The following is a 25,265-nucleotide window of genomic DNA, read 5'->3' as shown; positions in this document are numbered from 1 at the left end:
GCGCTGCCGGGCGTGCGGGAGCCGCTCAGCGGCGGCGCGGCAGGGTGTGTTCGAGGCGCCGTCGGGTGGCTTCGTCCCGTATGTGCTCCAGGGTGCCCAGCGCGATGGTGTAGGCGGGGCCGTCCGGGCCCGCCGTCGCGAGGAGCCGGTCCAGGGCGGCGACGGCACGCCTGTCCTGACGGATCGCCAGCCCGCGCGCCGCCTCGGCGGCCACCGCCGGGTCCGGGGTGTCGTCGTCCAGGCGGCCCGCCAGGGCCTCCCGTACGGCGGGGGAGTCCTCCGGGGCCACCGCCAGCGCGTGCACCGCCGCCGCCCGCACCGCCGCGTCCCCGTCGCGGGCCAGTGCCACCAGTGCGGCGACGCCCTCGCGGTCCCCCGCCGGGACGAGGCCCGTCACGGCGACGGCCACCCCGCGCCGCACCCCCGCGTCCGGGTGCACGGCGTGCCGCAGCATGTCCGGCAACGCCGCCGTGTCCCCCTGCGCCCCGAGCGCCCGCACCACAGCCGTCACCACCTCGGGCTCCCGCACCTCCCGGGCCAGCTGCCGCAGCACCGGCAACGCCCGCACCCCGTACGCCCCGCCCGCGCCGGCACCACCCGAGGGCGCGCCGCCGCCCCATGCCGTCATCCGTGCCAGCACGTCGGCGCCGAACGCCTGCCGTAGCGGGTCGTCGCTCGCGCACCACCCCACGGCCGCCTCGAACGTCGCCTCGTCGCCGCGGCGGCCCAGGGCCTCGGCGGGCTCGGTCCAGTCGTCCAGGGACGGGTCGGCGCAGCGGAGGGCGCGTTCGGCGAGTTCCTCGTGCGGGGGGCGCAGGCCCAGGGCGGTCTCCAGAAGCGTGGCGATGGCCGCGTGGGCGGTCTGCTGCTCGCGGCCCGCGAACGGCCGCCCGTCGCGTACGGCCTCGACCACCACCGTCACACCGCCGTCCTCCGGGAAGCGCCGTGTGACGGTCTCGAACCCCTCCCCGTGAGCCTCCGCCAGGCCCTCGCGCAGCGTCCCCTCCACATCGCGCCCCAGCCACGCCCGCGCCTCCGCCAGTGCCTCCTCACGTCCCGGCGCACCCCGCTCCAGCAGGGCCCGCACCACCGGCACGGAGCCGCGTCGTGCCGCCGCCACCAGCGGAAGGGCGCCGTCCGGGCCCGCGGCGCCGGGATTCGCGCCGTACTTCAGGAGTACGTCCACGGTGTCGGCGAACCCCTGCCGCACCGCCCACGCGAGCGCGGTGAACCCGAACTCCTCCCGCTGGTCCGGCCAGGCCCCCGCGGCCAGCAGGGCCCGCACCGCCTCGGTGTGGCCGTTGCACGCGGCGCCGCACAGCGGCAGGTCGCCGCCGCCCTCGCCGCTGCCACGCTCCGGGTCCGCCCCGGCGGCCAGCAGCAGCCGCACGATCCCGGCACGGCCCTGCACCGCGGCGGTGTACAGGACGGTGCCGCCCTCCTCGTCGGTGGCCTCCGCGGGGGCACCCGACCGGAGCAGCCGCACCACGGTGTCGTCCTCGCCACCGTGAACGGCCTCGAACAGATCCTCGTGAACCGGCGCCGGCACCATCGTCATACCCCGACCCTCACCCGTGTGCCGACCGCCCGCAAGCAATCAGGCCCCTTACGTGTCGCACTCCAGCACCGTGCGGCACAGCCCGCAGCGCGCCCGCACCCGGCCCCGCACCGGTACCCGGACGCGCTGCCGGCACGTCGGACACGGGAACGACACCCGCAGCCCGGCCCCGTCCCCGTGCCCGCCCTCGAACATGTACCCGGCCCCACCGGAGCCCGCGCCCGCCCCACCGGAGCCCGCGCCGGCCGCGCCCGTGCCGCCCGCCCCGGCCGCCCCGCCCTCCGCGTATCGCCGCCGCTCCTTCGCGTACCGGTGCCGCCCCGCCCACCCCGCCGCGACGAGCGGCGGGCGCCGCTCGTCGAGCAGGGCCTCCTCCCGGCCGCGTACGTACGCCGTGTACGCCTGCGGGCTGGTGAACCAGGGCGACGGGTCCTCGCCGAACACCCGCGCCCGCTTGGCCAGCACGTACCCGAACTCCTCCGGCGTGAGATAGCCGAGCTTCTGGCTCGACAACCGGTCCTCGCGGTACGCGTCCAGCAGCAGCCACCCGGTCCCGAGGTATGTCGTCACGGTGTCGGTGAGGATCTCGTTGTCCCGCGTCCCGGGGAAGGTCAGCCCGAGCCGGTGCAGCAGCACATGGGTGATCTCATGGGCGAGCGCCGCGCCGATGTCCCGCCGATGCGTCCGGAAGCGGTCGTTCAGCTCGATGAAGTACTCGGGCCCCGCGGCCAGTTCGACACTCGCGGCGTGCTCCATGGCGCGGAAGCTCACGATCATCCGTGCCTCCGGCAGCCTCAGCTGCCGCACCAGCGCGTGAGCCACCCGGTGTGCGCCCAGGTGCAGGTCGTCGGTGTCCGCGAAGGCCACCTCGGCGGGGGCGACGCTGGTGGCGTACTCGAACAGCCCCTCGTACGAGATCCTCCGGTAGAGCGCGGTGATCGCCTCCCGCACCGTGTCGAGGTGCGGAAAGCCGTGGACCACCTCACCGCCGACCCCACGGGCCCCGTCGGCCCCGGCCTTGCCGCTCCTGCCGTTCGCCACGTCCCTACCCCCAAGCACGACGTCGACCCTGCCCCGAGGTCCCGGGCTCGCTCGACCAAGGGGGATCTCCTCCACAGTAAGGCCGCCGCCGACGGTACGGCGTGCCCCTCGCGGGGGGCTGCCGGCTGGCCGAAAACACGGCCTTGTGACGGCCGCGCCGGCCTTCGGATAATCCCGTGTCATGCCTTGACGAGCACATGTCATCATCACGGCTGTGCGGCTCGTCGTGCGCAGGTTCAACCCCCCACGAAAGGCAGACAGTTGAAGAAGACACTGGTCCGTGCCCTGAAGAGATTCGCCACCGTCGGCGCCGTCGTGCTCGCCGCGGTCAGCCTCCAGCCGCCCGCCGCCTCCGCGGCCCCCGCGCCCGTCGTCGGCGGCACCCGCGCCGCCCAGGGCGAGTTCCCCTGGATGGTCCGCCTCTCCATGGGCTGCGGCGGGTCCCTCATCACCCAGCAGATCGTCCTGACGGCCGCCCACTGCGTGAACGGCTCCGGCGACAACACCGGCATCACCGCCACCGCCGGCGTCGTCGACCTGCGGAGCGGCTCCGCCGTCAAGGTCCGCTCCACCAAGGTCCTCCAGGCCCCCGGCTACAGCGGCAGGGGCAAGGACTGGGCGCTGATCAAGCTCGCCCGGCCGATCGACCTGCCCACCCTCGGCATCGCCGACACCACGGCGTACAACAGCGGCACCTTCACCGTCGCCGGCTGGGGCGCGAACCGCGAGGGCGGCAGCCAGCAGCGCTATCTGCTGAAGGCCCAGGTCCCGTACGTCTCCGACGCCCGCTGCCGGCAGTCGTACGGCAGCTCCCTCGTCCCCGCCGAGGAGATCTGCGCCGGCTACGCCGGCGGCGGCGTCGACACCTGCCAGGGCGACTCCGGCGGCCCCATGTTCCGCAGGGACAACGCGGGCGCCTGGATCCAGGTCGGCATCGTCAGCTGGGGTTACGGCTGTGCCCGCCCGAACTACCCCGGCGTCTACACCGAGGTCTCCACCTTCGCCTCGGCGATCAAGTCGGCGGCGGCGAACCTGTAGCGCCGCACCGGCCGGCACGACGGCCTCCGGCACCGTGAGCCGACCGCCGGGCCGGCACCGGGGAGGGGCAGGTCGCGGCCCGCACCGCCGACCTGCCCCTTCACACCGGTCCCGCATCCCGAACACCCCGGCCGAGCCCTCCACGACCGGTCTAAGCTCGCCGTATGAGCACGAGCGACATGCGAGACATCGACGACACCGTCGTCGCCGAACTGACCCGCCTCCGCGAGAGCATCGACAACATCGACGCGGCCGTCGTCCACATGCTGGCCGAACGCTTCAAGTGCACCCAGCAGGTCGGCCTGCTCAAGGCCCGGCACCACCTGCCACCGGCCGACCCCTCCCGCGAGTCCCGCCAGATCGCCCGCCTCCGCCAGCTCGCCGAGACCGCCAACCTCGACCCGGCGTTCGCCGAGAAGCTCCTGAACTTCATCATCGCCGAGGTGATCCGCCACCACGAGACCCTGGCCGGCAACACCACCGCCCACGAAACCCCCTGACCACACCCCCTGACGATCTCCTGACGCTGACAGCGGAACCCCCTGCCCCGCCCCCACCCCATCGGGCAGCATGGGGCCCATGCCCGTACTGACGCGCGATGAGGCGCAGACCCGAGCCCGGTTCCTCGACGTCACCCGCTACACGATCGACCTCGACCTCACCACCGGCGACGACACCTTCGACTCGACCACCGTCATCGAGTTCACCGCCCTCGCCGCCGGTGACACCTTCGTCGAACTCAAGCCCGCGGAGCTGCGCGGCGCGACCCTGGACGGGCAGCCCCTCGACCCCACGGCCCTGGACGACAACCGCCTCCCCCTCACCGGCCTCGCCGAGGGCCCGCACGAGCTGCGGATCGACGCCGCCATGCGGTACTCGCGCACCGGCGAGGGCATGCACCGGTTCACCGACCCGACCGACGGTGAGACGTACACGTACACGCAGCTCTTCCTCGACGACGTCCAGCGCGTCTTCGCGGCCTTCGACCAGCCCGACCTCAAGGCCGTCTTCGACGTCGCCGTCACCGCGCCCGACCACTGGACGGTCCTCGCCAACGGCGTCACCACCCGCCAGGACGACGGCCGCTGGACGGCCGCCAGCACGCCCCGCGTCTCCACGTACCTCGTCGCCGTCGCCGCGGGCCCCTGGCACTCCCTCCGCACCGAGCACGCCGGGCTGCCCTTCGGCATCCACTGCCGCCGGTCCCTCGCACCGCACCTCGACGCGGACGCGGCCGAGATCCTCGACATCACACGGCAGTGCTTCGACCGGTACCACGAGAAGTTCGACGAGCCGTACCCCTTCGACTCCTACGACCAGGCGTTCGTCCCCGAGTTCAACGCCGGCGCCATGGAGAACCCCGGCCTCGTCACCTTCCGCGACGAGTTCGTCTTCCGCTCCGCCGTCACCGTCATGGAACGCCAGACCCGCGCCATGGTCATCGCCCACGAGATGGCCCACATGTGGTTCGGCGACCTCGTCACCCTCAGGTGGTGGGACGACATCTGGCTGAACGAGTCGTTCGCCGAGTACATGGGCTACCAGACCGTCAACGAGGTCACCGGCCGCTACCCGGACACCTGGATCGGCTACGGCATCGCCCGCAAGTCCTGGGGGTACGACGCCGACCAGCGGCCGTCCACACACGCCGTCGCCCCCGACCCGGACGCCGTCCCCGACACCGCCTCCGCGCTCCTCAACTTCGACGGCATCTCCTACGCCAAGGGCGCCTCCGCCCTGCGCCAGCTCGTCGCCTGGGTGGGGGAGAAGGAGTTCCTCGCCGGTATCAACAACCACTTCGCCCGCCACAAGTTCGGCAACGCCACCCTCGCCGACTTCATCGACAACCTCGCGTCCGCCACCGACCGCGACGTCCACGCCTGGGCCGAGGCGTGGCTGCGGACCACCGGCATCGACACCCTCACCGCGGAGGTCACCACCGAACCCGGACGCTGGACCCTCGACCTCCGCCAGGACGGCACCCGTCCCCACCGCGCCACCATCGGCGTGTACGACCGCGACCTCAGCGACGGCCGCGCCCTCGTCGTCCGAGAGCGGTACGAGACCGACATCCCCCGGCAGGACGTGCCCGAGAGCAGGCCGGGCACCCGCCCGGCGCTCGTCGTGCCGAACGAGCACGACCTCACATACGCCAAGATCCGCCTCGACGCCGTCTCCGAGCAGACCGCCCTGCGCACCCTCTCCGGCGTCCCCGACCCGCTCACCCGCGCGGTCCTCTGGAACACCCTGCGGGACATGGTCCGCGACGGCGACCTCGACCCCGACGCCTACCTGGCGACCGCCCACGCGCACCTCCCCGAGGAGACCGACGTCGCCATCGTCGAGGGCGTCCTCGGCTTCGCCGCCCACCAGATCGCCGACCGCTACCTCCCCGCGGTCGACCGCACCGCCGCCCGCGCCACCCTCACCGACCTCACCCGCGACCTCATCCGCCGCACCGAGGACGGCTCCAACCCCGGCCTGCGCCTCACCGCCGTACGCAACTTCATCGACTGCACCGACCGCACCGGCGTCCTCCACGGCTGGCTCGCCGACGGCGCCGTCCCCGGCGGCCCCGACCTCGACCCGGAGCTGCGCTGGCGCGTCCTCCGGCGCCTCGCCGTCCTCGGCGCCACCGACGAGGCCGCCATCGCCGCCGAACTCGACCGCGACCCGAGCGCCACCGGCCAGGAGGGTGCCGCCCGCTGCCGCGCCGCCCTTCCCGCGCCCGCCGCCAAGGACGCCGCCTGGGAGCGCATGTTCCACGACGACTCCCTCTCCAACTACCTGTTCAGCGCCACCGCCGAGGGCTTCTGGCAGCCCGAGCAGGCCGACCTCCTCGCCCCGTACGTCCCCCGGTACTACCCGGAGGCCACCGCCCTCGCCGCCCGTCGCGGCCCCGCCATCGCCACCGCCGCCGGCCGCCAGGCGTTCCCCGGCTACACCGTCACGCCCGAGAACCTGCGCCTCGGCGAGGAGCACCTCACCCGCCCCGACCTCACCCCGGCCCTCCGCCGCCAGCTCGTCGACCGCCTCGACGACCTCCGCCGGGCCCTCCGCGTACGCGAGGGGTGAGACCGCCCGACGGCGAGCGCCCCCGGCACCGCACCACCGCCGGGGGCGCTTCCGCGTGCGGCGCCGTCCCTCGTTCGGGTACCGATCCCGCACACCCCGCCCACAGTCCGCACACCGGGTACACGCTGGCGCACGGAACCTTACGCACTCGTGGAAGGCAACTCCCCGATGACCGCCAGCCCCGCCCCCGCCCCCCGGCAGCAGCCCGGACCCGACCAGCCGTACGACCTCGTCGGCATCGGGATCGGCCCCGGGAACCTCTCCCTCGCGGCCCTCGCCCACGGCGTCCCCGGGGGTCTCGCCACCGCCTTCTACGAGCAGCGCCCCGCCTTCCACTGGCATCCGGGTCTCCTCATCGAGGGCACCACCGTCCAGGTCCCGTTCCTCGCCGACCTCGTCAGCCTCGCCGACCCCACCAGCCCCTGGTCGTTCCTCAACTACCTGCGCGGCCGCGACCGGCTCTTCCCCTTCTACGTCGCCGAGCGCCTCCACATCCAGCGCGCCGAGTACGACGCCTACGGCCGCTGGGTCAGCGACCACCTCCCCGGCCTCCACTTCCACCACCAGGTCGACTCCGTCCGCTGGAACCCCGAACTCGACCTGTTCGAGATCGACCACACCCGGCTCGACGGCGACGGCGAGGCCGAGGCACTGGGCCGCACCCACAGCCGCAACATCGCCCTCGGCGCGGGCACGGAGCCCTACGTCCCCGATCCCCTCAAGCCGCTGGTCGACGCCCCCACCGTGCCCGTCCTCCACTCCGCCGACTATCTGGCCCACCGCGAGCGGCTCCGGGCCGCCGGGCACATCACCGTGATCGGTTCCGGCCAGTCCGGCGCCGAGGTCTTCCTCGACCTGCTCCGCGGCCGTCCCCACGGCCGGGAGGGAATCACCTGGCTCACCCGCGGCGACGCCTTCGCCCCCAGGGAGCACTCAGGGCTCGGCCTCGAACACTTCACCCCCGACTACACCCGCTACTTCCACGCCCTTCCCGAGCAGGTACGCGACGATCTCGTCCCCCGCCAGTGGCGCCTCCACCAGGGCATCGCCCCCGACACGCTCGCCGCCATCCACGACGAGCTCTACCGCCGTACGCTCCACGGCGGCTGGCCCGACGCGGTCCTCACCCCCGGCGTGCGCGTCCGCACCGCCGGCCGCCTCGCCACCACCATGGTCGAACTCCACCTCGAACACACCCAGCAGGGCACCCGCTCCCGCCTCACCACCGACGCCGTCGTCCTCGCCACCGGCTACCGCGAGCGCCCCCTGCACCGCCTCCTGGCCGCGCTCGACCCGTACATGCGCCGCGACTCCAGGGAACGCCCCCGCGTCGACGAACACCACCGGCTCGTCCTCGACCCGTCCGTCACAGGCAGCGTCTACGTACAGAACGCCGAGACCCACACGCACGGCGTCGGCGCGCCCGGCCTCGGCCTCACCGCCTGGCGCAGCGCCGCCATCCTCAACCACCTCACCGGCAAGGAGCCCTACCCCCTGCCGGAGCGCACCGCGTTCACCGGCTTCGGCCTGGAGCGGCGCGAGCCCTCGCACGTCGTCCCCGAACAGGGCAGGAAGCTCACGCCGCTCAGCCGACAGATCTAGAACACCGGCGTGCCCTCACGGGTCAGCCGCCACCCCACCGACGCGAACTCCGCCGGGTCCAGCGTGCCCCTGGCCCGCACCCACTGGATGATGGTGTTGCGGATCTCGTCCGAGTCCGCCCACACCTGCTTCGCGTTCGCCACGTGCGGGAACGCCCCGCCGCCGCTCGCCCGGTAGTTGTTCACCGCCAGCACGAACTCGGCCGCCGGGTCGACGGGCGCGCCCCGGAACGCCAGGTTCACGATCCGCGACCCCACCGGCCGCGCGATGTCGATGTCGTACGTCAGCCCGTACACCGCGTCGTAGTTGTAGTCGGGCGTGCCGTCCGCATTGGTCAGCTTCGCCGTGTCCACCGGCTCACCCGCGGCGGTCCGTACGTAGTACTTCGCCGAGTACTCCAGGTACTCCTTCAGCTGCGCGCCCGTCAGTACGCGTGCCTCCAGCGTGTTCTCGAACGGGTACAGGCCCGCCGCGTCCCGGATCGTCACCTCACCGGCCGGGATCGCCGCCGAGCGCGAGAAGCACGACGCCTGCGACAGCACCGGGAACGACGCGTACGCCCCGTCGGCCAGCGCGGCCTTCACCGTCTCGGCCTGGACGTGGTTGATCAGATCGATGATCGGCTCGTCCCGCCACGGCGCCTGCGCCGTCGACATCTCGACCGGCGATGTACCGATCACCTGGTTGACGTACGCCACGACCTTCTCGTGCTCGTCCGCCAGCAGCTTCACGATCTCCGGGTCCTCGTCGACGGCGTTGGAGTTCAGCACCTGCGCGCCGACCGTCTCGACCACCCAGCGGCCCTTCGACCAGACCAGTCCGAAGTCGAACAGCGTCAGCCGCTGGCCCCACTTGAGCGGCTCCGACAGCACGACCTCGCGCCCGGTCTCCTTGTTCGCCACCCGGTACTCGGGGATCTCCGTGTGCGCGTGGCCCACCAGGATCGCGTCGATGCCCGGCACCTGCTCGGCCACGAGCGCCGCCGCGTTCTCGACGTAGGGCAGCTGGTCCCCGTACGACGATGTGCCGCTCGACCCCGAGTGCGCCGACACGATCACCACGTCCGCGCCCATGGAGCGGAGCCTCGGCACCCAGTGGGCCGCCTGCTCCTCCAGGCCGGGGAAGACCATCCTGCCGCTGACATGCGCCTTGTCCCAGATCGCGATGCCGGGGTTCGTCAGGCCGAGCACCGCGACCCGCACGTCCCGGCCGCAGGGCGTCCGCAGCCGGTGCATGCTGTACGGCGGGAACGCCGGCCGCAGGGTCTTCGCGTCCAGCGCGTTGGCGCCGAGCAGCGGGAAGTCGCACTGCTCCTCGAACTTCCGCAGCAGCGGGATGCCGTAGTTGAACTCGTGGTTGCCCAGCGCCGCCGCGTCGTACCCGATGGCGTTCATCGCCTGCGCCATCGGGTGGACCGGGCCGGCCCCGGCCGTGATCGGGTCGACCTTGGCGTAGTAGTACGAAAGCTGGGTGCCCTGGATGGTGTCACCCGCGTCGATCAGCAGAGTGTTGCGGCGGCCCTTCTCCCCCCGGACCCGCTCCACGAGCGTCGAGATCTTCGCCAGGCCGACGTCGTTGTGCGCCCGGTCGTCGAACTCGCGGTCCGTGAAGTAGTCCCAGTTGAAGACATGGCCGTGCAGGTCGGTCGTGCCCATCACGGTGAAGGAGTAACGTTTCGCCGCCGGCTTCGCCTGAGCGGTGGGCGCGGCGGCCGCACCGGCCGCGGTCACACCGGCCACACCGGCACCGACGGCGGCGGACCGCTCAAGAAAGGACCTGCGGTTCAGCGGCATGCGTACTCCCCTTTTGTCCCTGTGCTTCTGTCCCTGTGCACAACGCGCGTAGACACGACGCGCGTAGATTCTGGCCCAGCCGTGCCGGCACCGAACACCCCCCACGAGGTTTCGATCTGATGACCAGGTGCGAAAGACACCACATGGCCACCCCCGAGACCCCCCGTATCACCGTCCGCGGCGAAGCCCGCGTCGAGACCGAACCAGACCTCGCCCGTATCGGCGTCACCGTGACCGCCCGCGGCACCGACCGCCGCTCCACCCTGGAGGACCTCACCCGCCGCAACGCCACCGCGCTCACCCTCATCAAGAGCTACGGGGACGCACTCGACGCGCTCGAGACCGGCACGCTCACCCTCACACCCGAACTCACCCGGCGCGGCCGCGGCGAGCAGATCCGCGCCCACCACGGCTCCGTCCACCTCACCGCCACCGTCACGGACTTCACCGCGCTCGGCGAACTCGCCACCCGCCTCGCCGACCTGGAGCTCACCCGAGTCGACGGACCCTGGTGGTCCCTGCGTCCCACCTCGCCCGCCCATGCCGAGGCCCGCCGCCAGGCGGTCATGGACGCCGTCCGGCGTGCCCGCGACTACGCCCACGCCCTCGGCACCGAACTCGGCGCCCTCCTCGAACTCGACGACACCGCGCCCGAGGACGCCGTCCCGTACGGAGCCGGCGCCCCGCGCGCGGCCTTCGCCGCGGAGGCCGCGGACGCCGCCCCACCCCTCGACCTCGAACCCCAGCGGCAGACCGTCACCGCACACATCACCGCCCGCTTCACCCTCCACCCGCCGACCCTCTGAACCCTCGCGACCCGCTCATCGGAGCGCCCCACCGCCCACTTCAACACTTGTCAACCATCGGCCATCCAAAGGAGGTTGACCCGTCATTCACAGCCAATCCTCTACCCATCGGTAAGCCATAGGCTCGGACCATGCGCCGAGCCAAAATCGTCTGCACCCTGGGACCCGCGACCCATACATACGACCAGATCAAGGCACTCGTCGAGGCTGGGATGGACGTCGCCCGCTTCAACCTCAGCCACGGCACGTACGCCGACCACGAAGAACGCTACGAACGCGTCCGCAAGGCCGCCGACGAGACCGGCCGCAGCGTCGGAGTCCTCGCCGACCTTCAAGGCCCGAAGATTCGCCTCGGCCGCTTCCGTGAAGGACCCGTACTCCTTGAACGCGGCGACGACTTCACCATCACCACCGAGGCCGTGCTGGGCGACCGCTCCCTCTGCGGCACCACATACGCGGGCCTCGCCGACGACGTCGCCGCGGGGGAGCGCATCCTCGTCGACGACGGCCGGGTCGCCCTCCATGTGACCGCCGTCGACGGCACCCGGGTCCACACGCGTGTGGTCGAGGGCGGCATGATCTCCGACCACAAGGGGCTCAACCTGCCCGGCGTCGCCGTCTCCGTCCCGGCCCTCTCCGAGAAGGATGTCGAGGACCTCCGCTGGGCGCTGCGCACCGGCGCGGATGTCATCGCCCTCTCCTTCGTCCGCAGCGGCCGCGACGTCGAGGACGTCCACCGTGTGATGGAAGAGGAGGGCCGCCGCGTCCCGGTCATCGCGAAGATCGAGAAGCCGCAGGCCGTACAGTGCGTCGACGGCATCGTCGCCGCGTTCGACGGCATCATGGTCGCCCGCGGCGACCTGGGTGTCGAAATGCCCCTGGAGCAGGTGCCGATCGTCCAGAAGCGCGCCGTCAAGCTCGCCAAGCGGAACGCCAAGCCGGTCATCGTCGCCACCCAGATGCTCGACTCGATGATCGAGAACTCCCGCCCCACGCGCGCCGAGGCCAGCGACGTCGCCAACGCCGTCATCGACGGCACCGACGCCGTGATGCTCTCCGGCGAGACCAGCGTCGGCCGGTACGCCGTCGAGACCGTCCGCACCATGAGCCGCATCGTCGCCGCGGCCGAGGAGGACGTCCTGGCGAAGGGGCTCCCGCCGCTGACCGAGCGGAACAAGCCCCGCACCCAGGGCGGCGCCGTCGCCCGGGCCGCCGCCGAGATCGGCGACTTCCTCGGGGCGAAGTTCCTGGTCGCCTTCACTCAGTCCGGCGACACGGTCCGGCGCCTCAGCCGCTACCGCTCGCCGATCCCGCTGCTCGCCTTCACCCCGGACCCGGCGACGCGCTCGCAGCTCAACCTCACGTGGGGCGTGGAGACCTTCCTCGGCCCGCACGTCGAGTCGACGGACGCGATGGTCGCCCAGGTCGACGAGCATCTGCTGAAGATCGGCCGCTGTCAGAAGGGCGACATCGTGATCATCACCGCGGGCTCCCCGCCGGGTGTCACGGGTTCCACGAACCTGGTCCGCGTCCACCGCATCGGCGAGGACATCGTGTAGCCGCAGCGACGAGCGCGCGCCGGTGCGCGCGCTCTCACGCCTGTGAACTGGGGTTTCTTATCACCGACGGGTGCGACACATCGGCTGCAGCGCGACCATGGAATCGAAGTAAAAGTACCCCGGGTGGGATTCGAACCCACACTGGATGCTGTTTGAGAGCACTGCCTCTGACCGATTGGGCTACCGGGGCTCGCAGAATCAAAGGTTTCCCCCGACCCGCTGCGTGTCCACCATACCGCAGCTAGGTAGGCTCATGGGGAGCTGTACCGCCCCGCAACGAGGAGCCTCCGTGACCGCCCCCGAGTCGCCCCAGCCCGTCGCCGACGACGACAAGTCGCACGTCCCGCCGCTGACGACCCGTGTCGTCATCGCCGAGGACGAGGCCCTCATCCGCCTCGACCTCAAGGAGATGCTGGAGGAAGAGGGCTACACCGTCGTCGGTGAGGCCGGGGACGGGGCCAGGGCCGTCGAGCTCGCCCGGGAGCACCGGCCCGACCTGGTGATCCTCGATGTGAAGATGCCCGTCCTGGACGGCATCTCCGCCGCCGAGAGGATCGCCGGAGAGTCGATCGCCCCGGTCCTGATGCTCACCGCGTTCTCGCAGCGGGAGCTGGTGGAGCGGGCGCGTGACGCGGGCGCCATGGCGTACCTGGTGAAGCCGTTCAGCAAGAGCGACGTGGTGCCGGCCATCGAGATGGCGGTGTCGCGGTTCGCGGAGCTGCGGGCGCTGGAGAAGGAGGTCGCGGACCTCGCGCAGCGGCTGGAGACGCGGAAGCTGGTGGACCGGGCGAAGAGCATCCTGCAGACCCAGTACGGGCTGACGGAGCCGGCGGCGTTCCGCTGGATCCAGAAGACGTCGATGGACCGTCGTCTGTCGATGCAGCAGGTGGCCGAGGCCGTCATCGAGGACGCCGAGGAGAAGAAGGCCGCGAAGGGCCAGTAGGCGCCTACGGGGCCTCACAAGGCCGGTACGAGGCCGGTATGAGGTCGGTATGAGGTCGCCCTACGGCACCCTACGGGGCCGTGTGCACGGCCCGGGTCGGGTGCGCCCGGGCCCGCGTGAACCGTGTTCGACATATGGGAGCCCCCGGCCCCGTGTCCGCTCCCCCAGGGGGTGCGGGGCAGGTCCGGGGGCTTCCGCGTTCCCCGCTCCGCCGCAGCTCAGGGGTGGTTCTCGCGGGGCTCGTCGGCTGCCCCGGAGATCATGTGCGTGGTCGTCCGGCTGTCCGCTGGCCGGTAAGGAGTGTTCTGTTTCCGGCGCATGACGCAGGTCACAGGGCGATCACACATCGCCCGGTCACCTATCGGTTGAGCCGAACAGACGATTACATTCCCCGCACACCGCACGGACAAGCGGTGTCATGTGAGGAAGTTGTTCGAACTTCCTGCCTACACAAGATCGTTCGGGCGGCTCCAGGGAGTGCGTTGTGCTGAACAAGACCATCGTCAGGCTTGCGGTTCCATTCGCTGTGGGAGCTCTGGCGTTGACCGGATGCAGCAGCTCGGACAGCGACGACGGCACCGTCAAGATCGCTTTCCAGGGCCCGCTGTCGGGTGACAACGTCGCCCTCGGCGAGAACATGCAGAACGGCGTGAAGCTCGCCATCGACCAGGCCAACGCCAAGGGCGATCTGGGCTTCAAGATCGAGTACGTCGCCGCCGACGACCAGGGTCTGCCGGACAAGGCGACGGCCGCCGCCCAGAAGGTCATCGACGACGAGAGCATCGTCGCCGTCGTCGGCCCCGCCTTCTCGGGTGCCACCAACACCGCCTCGCCGCTGTACGCGGAGGCCGGTCTGGTGACGGTGTCCCCGTCGGCCACCAACCCGACGCTGACGGACCCGAAGAACAACTTCACCAGCCTCCTGCGCGGTGTCCCCAACGACAATCAGCAGGGCGCCGGCATGGCGACCTACTACGCCAAGAAGCTCCAGGCCAAGAAGGTCTATCTGCTCGACGACAAGACCGACTACGGCGCGGGCCTGGCGGGTGTCGCCGAGAAGGGCCTGAAGGACGCCGGCATCGAGGTCGTGCGCAAGTCCGTGCCGCAGAAGACGCCGGACTACAGCGCCACCGCCAAGGACGTCGTCAACTCCAAGGCCGACGCGCTGATCTACGCGGGCTACTACCAGGACGCGGCTCCGTTCGCCAAGAAGCTGAAGGAAGCCGGCTACAAGGGCGCGGCGATCTCCGGTGACGGCACGAACGACGCCAAGTTCATCGAGCTGGCCGGTGACGCGTCGGAGAACTGGTTCCTGACCTGCCCCTGCACGGACGCCACGGTCGAGGCGGGCACGAAGAAGTTCTCGGCCGACTACCAGAAGGCGTTCAACCGCGCTCCGGGTACGTACTCGGCGGAGTCGTACGACATCACCAACATGGTGATCGAGCAGATCAAGGCGGCCAAGGGCGATGTGCAGCGCGAGGCGCTGCGCGACGCGCTGGCCAAGGCCACCTACAAGGGTCTGACGAAGACGTTCTCCTTCGACGAGAACGGTGAGTTCAAGGGTACGGACGTGTACCTGTACCAGGTGAAGGACGGCAAGATCGCCTACCAGGGCAACGTCAACGAGCTGGCCGGCTGACGCCGCAACGGCTGAACGCCAGGTGATCGGGGGTCGGGAGGCGCTGGTCGTCTCCCGGCCCCCGGTCCGGCTCCGGGGCCCGTCAGGGGGGTCCCGACCGTGTCTGATCCCGCATCATGTTCCGCCGCGGGGCGCTGCCGCGCCATGAGCGCCACGGCTCCGCCCGGTTCCCACAAGGAAGTCCTTCCATGTCCCTTCAGGAATTCTGGGACTATCTCGTCCTAGGTGTGATGCTCGGCTCCTTGTATGCCGTCATCGCCATTGGCTACACCCTTGTCTACGGCGTCCTCCAGCTGATCAACTTCGCGCACAGCGAGGTCTTCATGCTCGGCGCGTACGGCAGTCTCATCGTGCTCCAGCTGGTGGACCCGGGGGACAACCCCTCGGCCCTGGCGTCCATCGGATTCGTCGCGCTGGCGATGGCCGGCTCCGCGCTCTTCGGCGGGGTGACGGCGTACGGTCTCGAGAAGGTGGCGTACCGGCCGTTGCGGCGGCGGGGGGCGCCGCGCCTGATCTTCCTGATCACAGCGATCGGCGCGTCGTTCTTCCTCTACAACCTGGCGGGCAAGCTCTTCGGCCGCGACCCGATGACACTGCCGGAGATGTACGACAACCACACCGTGTTCAGCTTCTTCGGCGCCGGTGTGAACGTCACTCAGATGCTGCAGTTCCTCACCGCCGTGGTGATGATGATCGCCCTCGACCTGGTGGTGAACCGGACGAAGCTCGGCAAGGGCATCCGGGCGGTCGCCCAGGACGCCGAGGTCGCCTCGCTGATGGGTGTGGACATCGACCGGGTCATCTCGCGGACGTTCGTCATCGGCGGTGTGCTCGGCGGTGTCGCGGGATTCCTGTTCGCCAACCTGAACCAGGTGTCCTACACGATGGGCTTCATCCCCGGCATCACGGCCTTCGCCGCCGCTGTGGTGGGCGGTATCGGCAACATCCGCGGCGCGATGGCCGGTGGCGTGCTGATCGGTGTCGTGGAGACGATGACGGTGCCGCTGCTCGGCGACGAGTGGCGGAGCGTGTCCGCGATGGTGGTTCTGATTCTCGTGCTGATGTTCCGTCCGATGGGCATCCTCGGTAAGCAAGTGGGGAGGGCCGCATGAGCACGGTGGAGTCTTCCACGAAGGACGTGGCTTCCGCGGCGAGCAGGCTGCGTCGTACGGCCTGGTACCAGCAGCCGCGGTACACGAGGCTGTGGGCGCTGCTGGCGCTGGGTGTGCTGCTGGCGCTGGTCACCGGCGAGCAGGGCAACACACGGGACATCTTCTTCTCGATCGAGAGCTCGCTGACGGGCGTCAACCTGTGGGTGTGCCTGGCGCTGACGGTCGGTGTGTGGGCGCTGCGGGAGTTCGCGGCCGAGCCGATCAAGGGCGCGGCGGAGCAGGTCAGGTCGGCCGTCGGCCGCCCGACGGAGTCCGTACTCGGCCGGGTCCGGGGCGACCAGCGGCTGCGCTGGGGCCTGATCCTGCTGGCGCTGGTCCTCGCGCTGTGGGTGCCGTCGCTGCTGTCGCGGACGTGGCAGACGGTGCTGGTCGACCAGATAGCCATCTTCGCGCTGCTGGCGATCGGCCTGAACGTGGTGATCGGCTGGGCCGGTCTGCTGGACCTCGGCTTCTTCGCCTTCTTCGCGGTGGGCGCGTACTCGACGGCGTTCTGGACGGGCCGGCTGCCCGTCGAGCCGCCGGTGGTGCTCAACCCCTTCTGGGTCATCCCGATCGCGGTCGTGACGTGTCTGATAACGGGCCTGCTGCTGGGCGCGCCGACACTGCGGCTGCGCGGTGACTACCTGGCGATCGTGACGCTGGGCTTCCACGAGATCATCTACCTGGTCGCGAAGAACGCGGACGGCATCACGGGCGGCCCGCAGGGTGCCCGGCTCATCCCGGACTTCTCGTTCGACTTCGCGGGCATCGAGTACGAGTGGTCCATCAGGCCGCTGCCGTACTGGTACCTGCTGGTGTTCTTCATAGTTCTGGTGATCGTGCTCTTCTCGCGGCTCGAACACTCGCGGGTGGGCCGCGCGTGGACGGCGATCCGCGAGGACGAGATCGCCGCGGCGGCGAACGGCGTCGACACGGTGCGGTTCAAGCTGATGGCGTTCGCGATCGGCGCGTCGACGTCGGGTGTCGCGGGCGTGATCTTCACCAGCAAGTACGGCTACATCAACCCCGAGGTCTTCCCGCTCCTCCAGTCCATCCTGATCCTCGCGTACGTCATCTTCGGCGGCATGGGCTCGATCCCGGGTGTGCTGATGGGCGCGGCCGCGCTGGTGTGGCTGCCCGAGGCGCTGAAGGACTACGTGGACCCCTCGGACCGGTACATGTACCTGGGCGCCCTGCTTGTGATCATGATGATCTACCGGCCCCAGGGCATCTGGCCCTCACGCCGCCGGCAGCGTGAGCTGAAGCAGGCGGAAGAGGGCATCGGCGATGCCGACGCCATGTCCGAGCCGGCGGGAGGCAAGCTCTGATGACCACCGATGTGACGAGTGCGCCGGCCGAGGAGCTCGTGCTCCGGGCTTCGGATGTGACGCTGCGGTTCGGCGGGCTGACGGTTCTCGACAAGGTGAACCTGTCGATGCGCCGGGGCGAGGTGCTGGCGGTGATCGGCCCCAACGGCGCCGGCAAGACGTCGTTCTTCAACTCCCTGACGGGCGCGTACACACCGCAGGAAGGCAGGATCGTCTTCCTGCCGAAGGACGGTGGCGAGAATTCGCTGCTGGGCAGCAAGCCGCATCTGGTGAACCGGATCGGCCTCGCCCGTACGTTCCAGAACATCCGCCTGTTCTCGGCGCTGACGGCGCTGGAGAACGTGAAGATCGCGGCGGAGACCCGGCTCAAGGCCGGGCCCGTGTCGATCATGCTGGGGCTGCCGGGCGCCCGGCGGGCCGAGCAGCAGAGCGACGAACGGGCGCACCGGCTGCTGAAGTTCGTCGGCCTGGAGGACAAGCTCAACGAGATCGCCGGCAGCCTGAGCTACGGCGACCAGCGCAGCCTGGAGATCGCCCGGGCCCTCGCGACAGAGCCGCAGGTGCTGCTGCTGGACGAGCCGGCGGCCGGGACGAACCCGACGGAGAAGCTGGAGCTGGAGCAGCTGATCCGCCGCATCAACGCCGAACTGGGCGTCAGCGTCCTGCTCATCGAGCACGACATGCGCCTGGTGATGTCGGTCGCCGACCGTGTGATGGTCCTCAACTTCGGCAAGAAGATCGCCGAGGGCACGCCGAACGAGGTCCAGCAGCACCCGGCCGTGATCGAGGCGTACCTGGGCGCGTCCGCGGAGGACGCGGAAGCGGTCCGCCATGCGGTCGAGGACCACGAGCACGCGGCGTCGGACGCGGAGGCGACGGCGGACGCCGCCTCTTCGGAGACCGAGGACGCCGACGACGCCGACGACGCCGACGACGCCGACGACGCCGACGACGCCGACGATGCCGACGATGCTGCCGAGTCCGAGTCCGAGTCCGAGTCCGAGTCCGAGTCCGAGTCCGAGTCCGAGTCCGAGTCCGAGTCCGAGTCCGAGTCCGGGTCCGGGTCCGGGTCCGGGTCCGGGTCCGAGCCGGGGTCGGGCGCGGGTGACGGTGCTGCCTCGGACGGAGCCGAGGACGCCGACGGGGCCGACGAGGCCCAGGCGGACGGCGGGAGCCGTCCGCGGAGCGACGAGGAGAGCGGCCAGTGAGCACGACGGCACAGCTGCGCGAGGAGTCCGGCGAGGCCGGGGCCTCGGGCGAGACGCTGCTCGAACTGACGGGCATGCGGGTGTTCTACGGCGCCATCGAGGCGCTGAAGGGTATCGACCTGACCGTCGGCAAGGGCGAGATCGTCGCCCTGCTCGGCGGCAACGGCGCGGGCAAGACGACCACGCTGCGTACGATCTCCGGCATGCTGCAGCCCCGCCACGGCGAGGTGCTGCTGCGCGGCGAGCGGATCGACGGCATCAAGTCGCACGAGCTGGTCCGCTTCGGCATCGGGCATGTGCCCGAAGGCCGACGGGTGTTCGCCACGATGACGGTGCTGGAGAACCTGGAGATGGGCGCGTACCGGTTCTCCTCGGTCGACTCCGCCGACATGGACCGGGTGTACACGCTCTTCCCCCGCCTCGCCGAGCGGCGCTCGCAGCAGGCGGGCACCCTGTCCGGCGGTGAGCAGCAGATGCTGGCGATCGGCCGCGCCCTGATGGGCCGGCCGGAGCTGCTCCTGCTGGACGAGCCGTCCATGGGCCTGGCGCCGCTGATCGTGCAGCAGATCTTCGAGATCATCAAGGAGATCAACGAGCAGGGCACCACGGTGCTTCTGGTGGAGCAGAACGCCACGCAGGCGCTGGGCCTCGCCGACCGCGGGTACGTCCTGGAGACGGGTTCCGTCGCGATGTCCGGCCCGGCGGACGAGCTGCTGGCCGACACCCGGATCCGCGCGGCCTACCTCGGCGAGGGCGCGGCCTGAGCCGGTTGAGGTGAGAGCGCCGGGCGCCCCGTACAAGGGCACCCGGCGCTCTTCGCCGTCCGCGGGCCGTCAGGCGGAGCCCGGGAGGACCGCGGCGTCCTTCGCCGTGGCCTCACGCAGCATGCACGTCAGCCGTGCGGTGCAGACCCGCTTGTCCTGCTCGTCGGTGATGACGATCTCGTACGTGGCCGTGGACCGGCCGCGGTGCACCGGCGTCGCCACGCCGGTGACCAGCCCGGAGCGCACTCCACGGTGGTGGGTGCAGTTCAGGTCGACGCCGACGGCGATCTTCCGGGAGCCGCCGTGGAGCATCGCCCCGATGGACCCGAGGGTCTCGGCGAGCACGGCGGAGGCGCCGCCGTGGAGGAGCCCGTAGGGCTGGGTGTTGCCCTCGACGGGCATGGTTCCGACGACGCGCTCGGCGGCGGCCTCGACGATCTGCACGCCCATGCGGTTGCCGAGGTGGCCTGCGGAGAAGAGCGCGGGCAGGTCGACGCCGAGTGCGGCGTACTCGTCGATGACCTCTTGCGAAAACTTGACTGCGGTCTGCTCGCCCATGGGGCCCGAACTCCGTTCGTCGTCGTACGGCTGTCCTGGTGGTGCCGGCTGAGCGAACGCTCAGTCGGCGGGTGATTGTTCCAGACGGACGATGACGGACTTGCTGGCGGGGGTGTTGCTGACGTCCGCGGTGGCGTCCAGTGGCACGAGGACGTTGGTCTCCGGGTAGTAGGCGGCGGCGCAGCCACGCGCGGTGGGGTAGTGGACGACGCGGAAGCCGGGGGCGCGGCGCTCGGTGCCGTCGGTCCACTCGCCGACGATGTCCGCGTACGCCCCGTCCGCGAAGCCGAGCTCGCGGGCGTCCTCGGGGTGGACCAGGACGACGCGGCGGCCGCCCTTGATGCCGCGGTAGCGGTCGTCCAGGCCGTAGACGGTGGTGTTGTACTGGTCGTGGGAGCGCAGGGTCTGCAGCAGGAGCCGGCCCTCGGGCACCCGGGGGTACTCGACGGGGGCGGCGGTGAAGTTGGCCTTGCCGGTCGCGGTCGGGAAACGCCGCTCGTCACGTGGGGCGTGGGGGAGCGCGAAGCCGCCGGGATCGGCGGCGAGGCGCGCGTTGAAGTCCTCGAAGCCGGGGACCACGCGCGCGATGCGGTCCCGGATGGTGGCGTAGTCCCGCTCGAACTCCTCCCACGGTGTGCTGGACGCGGCGCCCAGGACCGCGCGGGCCATGCGGGCCACGATGGCCGGCTCGGACAGCAGAGCGGGACCGGCCGGCGGCAGATTGCCGCGCGACGCGTGCACCAGGCCCATGGAGTCCTCGACGGTGACGAACTGCCTGCCGCTCGCCTGGACGTCCTTGTCGGTCCGCCCGAGCGTCGGCAGGATCAACGCGCGCGTGCCGGTCACCGCGTGGGACCGGTTGAGCTTCGTCGAGACGTGCACGGTGAGCCGGGCGCGCCGCATCGCGGCCTCGGTGACCTCGGTGTCGGGCGTCGCGCCGACGAAGTTCCCGCCCATCGCGAAGAACACCTTGGCCTCGCCGTCCCGCAGTGCCTGGATGGAGCGGACGACGTCGTACCCGTGGTGCCGGGGCGACGTGATCCCGAACTCCTTGTCGAGGGCGTCCAGGAAGGCGTCCGTGGGGCGCTCGAAGATGCCCATCGTCCGGTCGCCCTGCACGTTGGAGTGGCCGCGGACCGGGCACACACCCGCGCCGGGGCGGCCGATGGCGCCGCGCAGCAGCAGGAGGTTCACCACCTCCCGGATGGTGGGCACGGAGTGCTTGTGCTGGGTGAGGCCCATGGCCCAGCAGACGATGGTGCGCCGGGAGTCGAGGACCATGCGCAGGGCCCGCTCGATCTCGTCCCGGGACAGGCCGGTGGCCGCGAGCGTCTCGTCCCAGTCGGCGGCGCGGGCGGCGGCCGCGAACTCCTCGTACCCGTGCGTGTGGGTGCGGACGAACTCCTCGTCGACCGCGCCGTCCGTCTCCAGGACCAGCCTGTTGAGGAGACGGAAGAGTGCCTGGTCGCCGCCGATGCGGATCTGGAGGAACAGATCGGTGAGCGCGGCGCCCTTGATCAGACCCTTGGGGGTCTGCGGGTTCTTGAAGCGCTCCAGGCCCGCCTCCGGCAGCGGGTTCACAGAGATGATCTTCGCGCCGGCGGCCTTGGCCTTCTCCAGGGCGGACAGCATCCGGGGGTGGTTGGTGCCCGGGTTCTGCCCGGCGACGATGATCAGGTCGGCCCGGTGGAGATCGTCGAGGGAGACGCTGCCCTTGCCGACGCCGAGCGTCTCGGTGAGCGCGGAGCCCGACGACTCGTGGCACATGTTCGAGCAGTCCGGCAGATTGTTGGTGCCGAACTCGCGCGCGAAGAGCTGGAGCAGGAACGCGGCCTCGTTGCTCGTGCGGCCCGATGTGTAGAAGAGGGCCTCGTCGGCGGAGCCGAGAGCCGTCAGCTCGTCGGCGATGATCTCGAAGGCCCGCTCCCAGCTGACCGGCTCGTACCGGTCGGCGCCCTCCGGCAGATACACGGGGTGCGTGATCCGGCCCTGCTGGCCCAGCCAGTAGCCGCTGCGCCCCGCCAGGTCGGACACCGGGTGCCCGGCGAAGAACGACGGCGTGACGCGGCGCAGCGTGGCCTCCTCGGCCACCGCCTTCGCGCCGTTCTCGCAGAACTCCGCGACATGCCTCTTGTCGCCCTCGGGCCAGGCACAGCCCGGGCAGTCGAAGCCGTCCTTCTGGTTGACCTTGAGGAGCGTGCGCGCGGTACGGCCGAGGCCCATCTGCTGCTGGGAGGCGCGCAGCCCGTGGACGACGCCGGGCAGCCCGGCGGCGGCGTGCTGGACGGCCGTCACCTGCGGAGCGTCCTGGACGGGGTCACCTGCGGGCGGCTTGCTGGCCATGGCGCACTCCCTCGTTTCGCCGTACGTGCGGTACGTCTCCGATCCTGTCACGCGGCACCGACGAGGCGGGACGCCCGTCCGTGGTTGTCAGTGCGGCGTGGCAGGATCGTGTGCGTGGCTGAGACAGCATCGAAGAAGACCGCACAAGACCGTCCGCGCCTGCTCCTCATGGACGGGCACTCCCTGGCGTACAGGGCGTTCTTCGCGCTGCCCGCGGAGAACTTCACGACGTCGAGCGGGCAGACGACCAACGCCGTCTACGGCTTCGCGTCGATGCTGGCGAACACGTTGCGTGACGAGGCGCCCACGCATTTCGCGGTGGCGTTCGACGTCTCGCGCAAGACCTGGCGCTCGGAGGACTTCCCGGAGTACAAGGCGAACCGCTCGTCGACGCCCGACGAGTTCAAGGGTCAGGTGGAGCTGATCGGCGAGCTGCTGGACACCATGCGCGCGGAGCGCTTCGCGGTGGAGGGCTACGAGGCGGACGACGTCATCGCCACGCTCGCCACGCAGGCGGAGGCGGCCGGCTTCGACGTGCTGATCGTCACCGGCGACCGGGACTCCTTCCAGCTGGTCTCCGACCACGTCACCGTGCTCTACCCGACCAAGGGCGTCTCCGAGCTGACCCGGTTCACCCCGGAGAAGGTCCAGGAGAAGTACGGTCTCTCGCCCAGCCAGTACCCGGACTTCGCGGCGCTGCGCGGCGACCCGTCGGACAACCTGCCGGGCATCCCGGGCGTCGGCGAGAAGACCGCCACGAAGTGGATCAACCAGTTCGGCTCCTTCAAGGAGCTGGTCGACCGCGCCGACGAGGTGAAGGGCAAGGTCGGGCAGGCGCTCCGCGACCACCTGGAGTCCGTGAAGCTCAACCGTCACCTGACGGAGCTGGTCCGGGACGTGGAACTGCCGAAGACCGTCACGGACCTGGAGCGGGCCCCGTACGACCGGACGGCGCTCAAGGGCTTCCTGGAGGTCCTGGAGATCCGCAACCCGAGTCTGCGGGACCGGCTGCTCGCCGTGGACCCGGGCGCCGAGGAGGAGACCCCCGCCCCGGCCGCCGGCGTCGAGCTGGACGGCTCGGTACTGGGCGCGGGCGAGGTGGCCCCGTGGCTGGAGCGGCACGGGGACAGGCCGCTGGGCATGGCCACGGTCGACAGCTGGGCGCTCGGCGTGGGCAGCGTCGCCGAGGTCGCCCTCGCCGCGGCGGACGGTGCGGCGGCCTGGTTCGACCCGTCGCAGCTCGACGAGGCGGACGAGCGGGCGTTCGCCGCCTGGATCGCCGACCCGGCCCGGCCGAAGGTCCTGCACAACGCCAAGGCCGCCATGCGCGTGTTCCCGGAGCACGGCTGGAGCGTCGCGGGCGTCACCATGGACACCGCGCTCGCCGCGTATCTGGTGAAGCCGGGCCGCCGCTCGTTCGCCCTGGACGCACTGTCCGTCGAGTACCTGGGCCGCGAGCTCGCCCCGGCGTCCGCCGCCGACGGCCAGCTGGCGTTCGGCGCGGACGACACGGCCGAGGCGGACGCGCTGATGACGCAGGCCCGCGCGGTCCTGGACCTGGGCGACGCGTTCACCGCGCGTCTGGAGGAGGTCGGCGCGACACGGCTGCTGCACGAGGTGGAGCTGCCCACGTCCGCGCTGCTGGCCCGGCTGGAGCGGCACGGCATCGCCGCCGACCGACCGCATCTGGAGGCGATGGAGCAGCAGTTCGCCGGCGCCGTCCAGCAGGCTATAAAGGAGGCGCACGCGTCTGTCGGCCACGAGTTCAACCTCGGGTCGCCCAAGCAGCTCCAGGAGGTCCTGTTCGGCGAGCTGAACCTGCCGAAGACCAAGAAGACCAAGACCGGCTACACGACGGACGCGGACGCGCTGGCGTGGCTGGCCGCGCAGACCGAGCACGAACTGCCGGTGATCATGCTGCGCCACCGCGAGCAGGCGAAGCTCCGCGTGACCGTCGAGGGCCTGATCAAGACCATCGCCTCGGACGGCCGGATCCACACCACGTTCAACCAGACGGTGGCGGCGACCGGCCGGCTGTCGTCCACGGACCCGAACCTGCAGAACATCCCGGTCCGCACGGACGAGGGCCGGGCCATTCGGCGGGGCTTCGTCGTCGGCGAGGGCTTCGAGGCCCTGATGACCGCCGACTACAGCCAGATCGAGCTGCGCGTGATGGCGCACCTGTCGGAGGACGAGGGCCTCATCGAGGCGTTCACCTCGGGCGAGGACCTGCACACCACGGTCGCCTCGCAGGTGTTCGCCGTCGACAAGTCGGCGGTCGACGCCGAGATGCGCCGCAAGATCAAGGCCATGTCGTACGGCCTGGCGTACGGCCTGTCGGCGTTCGGCCTGTCGCAGCAGCTGAACATCGAGGCGGCCGAGGCGCGGGCGCTGATGGACACGTACTTCGAGCGGTTCGGCGGGGTGCGGGACTATCTGCGCCGCGTCGTGGACGAGGCTCGCGCCACGGGCTACACGGAGACGATGCTGGGCCGCCGCCGCTATCTGCCGGACCTGAACAGCGACAACCGGCAGCGGCGCGAGATGGCCGAGCGGATGGCGCTGAACGCCCCCATCCAGGGCACGGCCGCCGACATCGTGAAGGTCGCCATGCTCAATGTGGACCGGGCGCTGGCCGGGGCCGGCCTGAACTCCCGGATGCTGCTCCAGGTCCACGACGAGATCGTGCTGGAGCTGGCCCCGGGGGAGCGGGACCGGGTCGAGGAGATCGTGCGCCGCGAGATGTCGGCGGCGGTCGAACTGCGCGCGCCGCTGGACGTGTCGGTGGGCGTCGGCCCCGACTGGGAGTCGGCGGCACACTGACGGCGGGTGAGCGGGGCCGACCTGGCCCGGGCC

At 71.1% G+C, this 25,265-nt stretch carries 18 protein-coding genes and 1 tRNA gene; 13 read left to right on the top strand and 6 right to left on the bottom strand.

Translation table 11 applies throughout. From position 1 onward, the window contains the following. Positions 1-25 precede the first annotated feature (25 nt). Positions 26-1,558 (bottom strand): ankyrin repeat domain-containing protein, encoded by a 1,533-nt coding sequence (locus FVS66_RS27710; RefSeq protein WP_149183971.1) that lies wholly within the window; start codon positions 1,556-1,558, stop codon positions 26-28. 48 nt (positions 1,559-1,606) lie between these two features. Next, positions 1,607-2,599, bottom strand: coding sequence for a hypothetical protein (locus FVS66_RS27705; RefSeq protein WP_149183987.1), 993 nt, complete (start codon positions 2,597-2,599; stop codon positions 1,607-1,609). A 261-nt stretch (positions 2,600-2,860) separates the two neighbouring features. Between FVS66_RS27705 and FVS66_RS27700 the strand changes: the two genes are divergently transcribed. The 4 genes from FVS66_RS27700 (at position 2,861) to FVS66_RS27685 (ending at position 8,314) form a co-directional block, all read left to right on the top strand. Further along, on the top strand, positions 2,861-3,637 hold the full coding sequence (locus FVS66_RS27700; RefSeq protein WP_149183970.1) for a serine protease: 777 nt from the start codon (positions 2,861-2,863) through the stop codon (positions 3,635-3,637). Between the two features lie 164 nt (positions 3,638-3,801). Continuing rightward, positions 3,802-4,137 carry a chorismate mutase gene (locus FVS66_RS27695; protein WP_149183969.1) on the top strand — a complete coding sequence of 112 codons (336 nt, stop codon included), beginning with the start codon at positions 3,802-3,804 and terminating at the stop codon, positions 4,135-4,137. Positions 4,138-4,207: 70 nt separating this feature from the next. Further along, positions 4,208-6,712, top strand: coding sequence for an aminopeptidase N (pepN, locus tag FVS66_RS27690; RefSeq protein ID WP_187645717.1), 2,505 nt, complete (start codon positions 4,208-4,210; stop codon positions 6,710-6,712). Positions 6,713-6,880: 168 nt separating this feature from the next. After that, a complete protein-coding gene (locus FVS66_RS27685; protein ID WP_149183967.1) occupies positions 6,881-8,314 on the top strand; it encodes a lysine N(6)-hydroxylase/L-ornithine N(5)-oxygenase family protein in 1,434 nt (477 codons plus the stop codon). Here FVS66_RS27685 and FVS66_RS27680 read toward each other — a convergent pair. Further along, positions 8,311-10,107, bottom strand: a complete 1,797-nt coding sequence (locus FVS66_RS27680; protein WP_149183966.1) for a bifunctional UDP-sugar hydrolase/5'-nucleotidase — start codon at positions 10,105-10,107, stop codon at positions 8,311-8,313. The two genes, FVS66_RS27685 and FVS66_RS27680, sit on opposite strands and share 4 nt — an antisense overlap. A 143-nt stretch (positions 10,108-10,250) precedes the next feature. Between FVS66_RS27680 and FVS66_RS27675 the strand changes: the two genes are divergently transcribed. Beyond that, on the top strand, positions 10,251-10,913 hold the full coding sequence (locus FVS66_RS27675; protein ID WP_149183965.1) for an SIMPL domain-containing protein: 663 nt from the start codon (positions 10,251-10,253) through the stop codon (positions 10,911-10,913). Between the two features lie 131 nt (positions 10,914-11,044). Beyond that, positions 11,045-12,472 (top strand): pyruvate kinase, encoded by a 1,428-nt coding sequence (gene pyk, locus FVS66_RS27670; RefSeq protein ID WP_149183964.1) that lies wholly within the window; start codon positions 11,045-11,047, stop codon positions 12,470-12,472. A gap of 115 nt (positions 12,473-12,587) precedes the next feature. On the opposite strand, the gene FVS66_RS27665 is transcribed toward pyk, so the two are convergent. Then, a tRNA-Leu gene (locus tag FVS66_RS27665) sits at positions 12,588-12,662 on the bottom strand. Between the two features lie 99 nt (positions 12,663-12,761). Here FVS66_RS27665 and FVS66_RS27660 point away from each other — a divergent pair. The 6 genes from FVS66_RS27660 (at position 12,762) to FVS66_RS27635 (ending at position 19,508) form a co-directional block, all read left to right on the top strand. Then, entirely contained in the window at positions 12,762-13,415 is a 654-nt protein-coding gene (locus FVS66_RS27660; RefSeq protein WP_149183963.1) for an ANTAR domain-containing response regulator, read from the top strand. Positions 13,416-13,899: 484 nt separating this feature from the next. Next, positions 13,900-15,057, top strand: a complete 1,158-nt coding sequence (locus FVS66_RS27655; RefSeq protein ID WP_149183962.1) for a branched-chain amino acid ABC transporter substrate-binding protein — start codon at positions 13,900-13,902, stop codon at positions 15,055-15,057. Between the two features lie 188 nt (positions 15,058-15,245). Continuing rightward, on the top strand, positions 15,246-16,169 hold the full coding sequence (locus FVS66_RS27650; protein ID WP_149183961.1) for a branched-chain amino acid ABC transporter permease: 924 nt from the start codon (positions 15,246-15,248) through the stop codon (positions 16,167-16,169). Next, a complete protein-coding gene (locus FVS66_RS27645) occupies positions 16,166-17,536 on the top strand; it encodes a branched-chain amino acid ABC transporter permease (protein WP_149183960.1) in 1,371 nt (456 codons plus the stop codon). Before FVS66_RS27650 ends, FVS66_RS27645 begins: the two co-directional genes overlap by 4 nt. Beyond that, on the top strand, positions 17,536-18,744 hold the full coding sequence (locus FVS66_RS27640) for an ABC transporter ATP-binding protein (protein WP_262387247.1): 1,209 nt from the start codon (positions 17,536-17,538) through the stop codon (positions 18,742-18,744). The genes FVS66_RS27645 and FVS66_RS27640 overlap by 1 nt, the downstream gene beginning before the upstream one ends. Positions 18,745-18,818: 74 nt before the next feature. Continuing rightward, positions 18,819-19,508: an ABC transporter ATP-binding protein gene (locus tag FVS66_RS27635; protein WP_187645722.1), complete on the top strand. Its 690-nt coding sequence runs from the start codon at positions 18,819-18,821 to the stop codon at positions 19,506-19,508. Positions 19,509-19,577: 69 nt separating this feature from the next. On the opposite strand, the gene FVS66_RS27630 is transcribed toward FVS66_RS27635, so the two are convergent. Beyond that, on the bottom strand, positions 19,578-20,066 hold the full coding sequence (locus tag FVS66_RS27630) for a hotdog fold thioesterase (protein ID WP_149183958.1): 489 nt from the start codon (positions 20,064-20,066) through the stop codon (positions 19,578-19,580). A 60-nt stretch (positions 20,067-20,126) separates the two neighbouring features. Beyond that, positions 20,127-22,409 carry an FdhF/YdeP family oxidoreductase gene (locus FVS66_RS27625; protein ID WP_149183957.1) on the bottom strand — a complete coding sequence of 761 codons (2,283 nt, stop codon included), beginning with the start codon at positions 22,407-22,409 and terminating at the stop codon, positions 20,127-20,129. Positions 22,410-22,523: 114 nt separating this feature from the next. Between FVS66_RS27625 and polA the strand changes: the two genes are divergently transcribed. Then, on the top strand, positions 22,524-25,232 hold the full coding sequence (gene polA, locus FVS66_RS27620; protein WP_149183956.1) for a DNA polymerase I: 2,709 nt from the start codon (positions 22,524-22,526) through the stop codon (positions 25,230-25,232). Positions 25,233-25,265: the final 33 nt, after the last annotated feature.

It is taken from the genome of Streptomyces sp. TRM49041 (genome assembly GCF_008271805.1).
Taxonomy (GTDB): domain Bacteria; phylum Actinomycetota; class Actinomycetes; order Streptomycetales; family Streptomycetaceae; genus Streptomyces.
Note: the sequence above shows the minus strand (reverse complement) of the source record. Positions and strands in the feature narration are given on the sequence as shown.

Coding starts and splice junctions, on each gene's coding strand:
- pepN (WP_187645717.1), top strand. CDS start 4,208: ATGGGGCCCATGCCCGTACTGACGCGCGATGAGGCGCAGACCCGAGCC.
- FVS66_RS27685 (WP_149183967.1), top strand. CDS start 6,881: ATGACCGCCAGCCCCGCCCCCGCCCCCCGGCAGCAGCCCGGACCCGAC.
- FVS66_RS27680 (WP_149183966.1), bottom strand. CDS start 10,107: ATGCCGCTGAACCGCAGGTCCTTTCTTGAGCGGTCCGCCGCCGTCGGT.
- FVS66_RS27695 (WP_149183969.1), top strand. CDS start 3,802: ATGAGCACGAGCGACATGCGAGACATCGACGACACCGTCGTCGCCGAA.
- FVS66_RS27645 (WP_149183960.1), top strand. CDS start 16,166: ATGAGCACGGTGGAGTCTTCCACGAAGGACGTGGCTTCCGCGGCGAGC.
- FVS66_RS27675 (WP_149183965.1), top strand. CDS start 10,251: ATGGCCACCCCCGAGACCCCCCGTATCACCGTCCGCGGCGAAGCCCGC.
- FVS66_RS27635 (WP_187645722.1), top strand. CDS start 18,819: ATGCGGGTGTTCTACGGCGCCATCGAGGCGCTGAAGGGTATCGACCTG.
- FVS66_RS27625 (WP_149183957.1), bottom strand. CDS start 22,409: ATGGCCAGCAAGCCGCCCGCAGGTGACCCCGTCCAGGACGCTCCGCAG.
- FVS66_RS27650 (WP_149183961.1), top strand. CDS start 15,246: ATGTCCCTTCAGGAATTCTGGGACTATCTCGTCCTAGGTGTGATGCTC.
- FVS66_RS27630 (WP_149183958.1), bottom strand. CDS start 20,066: ATGGGCGAGCAGACCGCAGTCAAGTTTTCGCAAGAGGTCATCGACGAG.
- FVS66_RS27710 (WP_149183971.1), bottom strand. CDS start 1,558: ATGACGATGGTGCCGGCGCCGGTTCACGAGGATCTGTTCGAGGCCGTT.
- pyk (WP_149183964.1), top strand. CDS start 11,045: ATGCGCCGAGCCAAAATCGTCTGCACCCTGGGACCCGCGACCCATACA.
- FVS66_RS27640 (WP_262387247.1), top strand. CDS start 17,536: ATGACCACCGATGTGACGAGTGCGCCGGCCGAGGAGCTCGTGCTCCGG.